We start from the raw sequence: 3,895 nt of genomic DNA on the forward strand, positions 1-3,895 counted from the left end.
CGTCGGAATGACCATCACCGACACCATCCACCAAGCCACCCTGAAGATCCCGAAGAAGGCGTGGACACCGGCCTATGACGCGGGCGGCACCGAGCGTCCCGGCGCCTGGGTCGCGGAGATCACCGACATGCCCGACCTGACAACGTGGCCCAAGGGGATGCGGCTGATCGTTCGCAAGGAACGGCCGCACCCTGGCGCCCAGTTGCGCTTCACCGACCTCAACGGGCTGCGGCTGACCTGCTTCGCCACCAACACCAAAGGCGGTCAGCTCGCCGACCTTGAACTGCGTCACCGCCGACGGGCCCGCTGCGAGGACCGCATCCGAAGCGCCCGCGACACCGGCCTGCGCAACCTGCCCTTGCACGACACCGCACAGAACCGGATCTGGCTGGAGATCGTCTCCCTCGCACTCGATCTCCTCGCCTGGATGCCGATGCTTGCCCTGACCGCCCAAACCCGCCGCTGGGAACCCAAGAAGCTCCGCCTGCGGCTGTTCTCCGCCGCCGCCCAGCTGGTCACCACCGGCCGCCGCCGCTGGCTCCGTTTCGCCACGCGATGGCCCTGGACCGACGAGATCACCCAGGCAATCGACCGGCTCAATGCCTTGCCGATCCCCGGCTGACCAGCCACACCGACCGCCCCAACGATCCGCACCACCACACCGGGAAAGTGGAACCCGGCGCCCACCCGAGGCGACAACCGGGCCGTCAACCTGCCCCAGTTCCGAAAGACCGCACCTCGCAAACACAGAGTCCCCGTCAGCACACCGACGAGGACTCATGAACGATCGAGGCTAGGCCGAGCGACTGAGGGCGAGCAACGGAGCTCAGCAAGCACTGTCCGCCCTGATGGACGGTGATGCCGGGCTGCGTGACCGCGCGCTCGAAAACCCGGCCGGCTTCCTGGCGGAGTTCGGGGTGGATGTTCCCGAGGGCATGCGGATTGACCTGACTCTTGCGACGAGTCGGGGAAAGCCTGCCCCGGATTGGCGGCGAGCACAGTGGAGTTCACCAACTGTCGCAAGAAGTGGGTGTGGCCCAAGAAGGATGAGCCGCCGCGTCTTGAGGAGATCTGCCTCGGCTGGGTCATCACCAAGCATCCCCTGCCCCCGACGGCATGATGCCAGGGGACCTCACTGTTGAGGTGCGGGAGCGGCCGTCATCCGACCTTGTGGGTCGCGGGTGGCGGCGAGCTCGCGTACCGCGTCGGCGACGGCTCGGAAGTCCTTGCGCAGGATCTTGGAGTGGTTGCTCGCGACCGGCCAGCAACACACCGACCGCCTCGACCAGGTGCTGCAACAGCGGGGTCCGCCGCTGGTAGCGCACGGTCAGTCCCGGCACCTGCTCGGCGAAGGTCACCTTCGGACAGGCCGAGTTTTCGCACTACAAGCGCCGTACGGATAACTCGATGTGGACCGGCAGGACGCCGAGAGGGGCATCGGCGAGGTGCCGCACATAGCGGCTGTGGCACAACTCGCTCGGCTCACCGCACCCCGTACACCTCGCTGGAGCACGCGACCGCGTACGGGCGCGGACCAGAACGACAGCATCGGAAACATCGACCGGCACAACCAGCACATTCGCTAACTGTGGTAACAGATCAGGCAGTTCAACAGCACACAGCCAGAGGCTGCCCACTACGCGGACCGGCCCACCGACGCACCAAGATGATCTCCGGCTACGAAAATCTTGCCAGAGCCATCTATGCACAGCCCGGTACGCAGCAATGTGCCCACCGCGGCTGGGACCCGGGTCGTGAATCTCGACATGATCGGCCGTCCGGCGGCGGAACAGGCCGCGGAGCTTGCCTGGCTCCTGGTCGCGGTCGCCCTCCGGCTCCAGCTCTACGGCGGCCTGCTGGCGGGCAGCTTCCTGCCGGGCAACGTCATCGGCGTGGCACCACCGCACACGGACAGGTCGCCAGCCTTCCAGGATCTGGGGCGCGTGGTGGTCTCCTCCCAGCGCTGGTCGGTGAACTTCGCTCCGCACCGCGTGCAGCCCTGGCGGCTGGCCTCTCGTCGGGCGGCCCGCTGCCGTTTCTCTTCCGCGTCGGCCTGTGCGACCTGGCGGCGGTAGAGGGCGTCGCCGTCGGGGTTGTCGAGCGCGGCGGTCAGCGTCTGCTCGCTCGCCCGTCCCAGGCGCCGCCACACCGCTGCGTCCGCGCCGTGCTCGCGCAGCTGCTCCAGGGTGGTGAGGACGACGGGCACGGCCTGGCTGTAGTCCCGGGCGGTGATGCCGCGCTGGTACACGTCGAACCGGCGGGACGTCCAGTACCTGCGGCCAGCCTTCTGCAGGACCTGCACCGTGTTGGCGACCTTGGTGGGCGTGGTGTCGGCGAACACGAACGCCAGCGGCGGCGTGCCCTCCCGGTTGGTCGGCGGGTAGAGGCGACGCCACAGCCGCTGTTCGTGGTCGATGTGGTCGACCCCGCCGGCGCGGGCCAGCCACACCGTCCGGTCGTCCGCGTCCGGCGGCAGCAGCCAGAACAGTCGGCGTACCGGCGCAGCTTGTGCACCAGCTCGTGGGCGTCCCCGGTGCGGCGGTCGACCTCCATCAGCATGACCAGCACCCCCGGCTGGCCGGTGCCCGCATCACCAAGTCCGCCCTGACCACCACGACCTGACCCGCAGTGTGCGGGTGCGCCCGGCGCGGCTGGGATCCGCGCTTCGCTGACCTGGTTCAGCTCCGGTACACGTGCAGGTGCTTCACACGGAACGACATGTCCGTCACGTCCTGCTCCGGCGGCGGATGATGCACGCTGGCACACACAGACAGATTCACGATCAGGTATGCGCACCAGTCCTCCCCCACACCAGTGCCATCCGCGTAAGCATGCTGACCGTTCACCCACCAGCTGACAGACCGAGCACCGAACGCGACCCTCACATCCACCCAGGCGCCCGGCTCGATGGACGGGTGCCGGTAGTAGTGGCAGCCACCCCTGACATGATTGGAAAGCTCCAGAACATCCGGGTTGTTGGGGTGGTACTCAAAGACGTCGATCTCCTGCCCACCGTCCCGCCAGGTCCAGATCGCCGGCCACGCCCCGAGCGCCCGCGCCAGCCGCACCCGGGCCTCCAGCACGTCGCCGGTACGGACCATGAAGCCCTCTTCGCTGCCCTCCGTCGTCAGCAGGCCCGCACTCCACGTCCCCTCCGGACGACGAGAAGCTCGGAAGACCCCGACACGGCAGAAGAACGGGTCGTCAACGAGGTGATCCAGTTTCCCATCGCCTGGATTCACCGGGCCACCGCCGGGATACGCCCATGACCGCCCGGCCACCCACTGGCCAGGACGGGAGAAATCGGCTACGAACACCCCGCACTCCCTCAACCGACTGACAGCGTGTCCAAGCGACAACGACATCCTGGCGCCCTGGTAACGCGCAGACCTCGAGCACAGGCCACACTTCCCGGACGCGGCCGGGGCGACCACGGTGTGGCGCCACCGCTGGGAGCCGGCCGACGAGCAGTACCGCCAGGCGTACGGGTACCGGCCCGAGGCCGTCGAGCACTGCCAGCAGGTGAGCCTGACACCCGAGCTCGGCGACGCGCTGCTGTTCAACCCGGCCAACTTCCACGCCGTGGAGCCGAACCCAAGTGGGCGGCGGATCGTCTTCGCGCTCCTCCTCGCCCTGACCACCACCGGCCAGCTCATCACCTGGTCCTGACCACCACACAGCCAAGGGAGAAATCGAAGTGCACCAGCTCACATACGGCGACATCAAAACCGCCACCGACCGCATTGCCGGGCGCATCCGCCCCGTCACCCTCGCCCCCGTCGACCCCGGCGCCATCCGCACCGCCCACGGTGACCCCTTGGACGACCGCGAACCTGAGCCGTGCGACGTTTGGTTGGCGCTGGAGTTCATGCGGCACACCGGCTCCTTCAAGGCC

Annotated in this window: 6 protein-coding genes and 1 pseudogene; 5 read left to right on the forward strand and 2 right to left on the reverse strand. The window is 68.1% G+C overall.

Annotated elements, in window-relative coordinates:
• The 3 genes from J7I98_RS40855 to J7I98_RS08135 all read left to right on the forward strand — a co-directional run.
• The coding region (locus tag J7I98_RS40855; protein WP_251020318.1) for a transposase at nucleotides 1-622 on the forward strand (622 nt) is incomplete at its 5' end.
• A 363-nt stretch (nucleotides 623-985) separates the two neighbouring features.
• Nucleotides 986-1,120, forward strand: a complete 135-nt coding sequence (locus tag J7I98_RS42195; RefSeq protein ID WP_285438003.1) for a hypothetical protein — start codon at nucleotides 986-988, stop codon at nucleotides 1,118-1,120.
• 289 nt (nucleotides 1,121-1,409) lie between these two features.
• Nucleotides 1,410-1,586 (forward strand): hypothetical protein, encoded by a 177-nt coding sequence (locus tag J7I98_RS08135; protein WP_214919934.1) that lies wholly within the window; start codon nucleotides 1,410-1,412, stop codon nucleotides 1,584-1,586.
• A 257-nt stretch (nucleotides 1,587-1,843) separates the two neighbouring features.
• Here the strand turns inward: J7I98_RS08135 and J7I98_RS40860 are convergent, their stop codons facing one another.
• Together J7I98_RS40860 and J7I98_RS08145 are read right to left on the reverse strand one after the other, a co-directional pair.
• The gene (locus J7I98_RS40860) at nucleotides 1,844-2,449 is read right to left on the reverse strand and encodes a hypothetical protein (RefSeq protein ID WP_251020319.1); all 606 of its coding nucleotides are present in this window, start codon (nucleotides 2,447-2,449) and stop codon (nucleotides 1,844-1,846) included.
• Nucleotides 2,450-2,678: 229 nt separating this feature from the next.
• Nucleotides 2,679-3,365 carry a family 16 glycosylhydrolase gene (locus tag J7I98_RS08145; RefSeq protein WP_214919926.1) on the reverse strand — a complete coding sequence of 229 codons (687 nt, stop codon included), beginning with the start codon at nucleotides 3,363-3,365 and terminating at the stop codon, nucleotides 2,679-2,681.
• Nucleotides 3,366-3,435: 70 nt separating this feature from the next.
• Between J7I98_RS08145 and J7I98_RS08150 the strand changes: the two genes are divergently transcribed.
• On the forward strand, nucleotides 3,436-3,669 hold the full coding sequence (locus J7I98_RS08150; RefSeq protein WP_214919927.1) for a hypothetical protein: 234 nt from the start codon (nucleotides 3,436-3,438) through the stop codon (nucleotides 3,667-3,669).
• Nucleotides 3,670-3,697: 28 nt separating this feature from the next.
• Nucleotides 3,698-3,895 (forward strand): annotated as a pseudogene (locus tag J7I98_RS08155) (threonine/serine dehydratase); the annotation flags it as partial.

The sequence above is a fragment of the Streptomyces sp. ISL-98 genome (assembly GCF_018614055.1).
Classification (GTDB): Bacteria; Actinomycetota; Actinomycetes; order Streptomycetales; family Streptomycetaceae; genus Streptomyces; species Streptomyces spiramyceticus.

What these genes read in the sequence shown, in the direction of transcription:
- J7I98_RS08145 (WP_214919926.1), bottom strand. Translation starts at nt 3,365, where the DNA reads ATGTCGTTGTCGCTTGGACACGCTGTCAGTCGGTTGAGGGAGTGCGGG.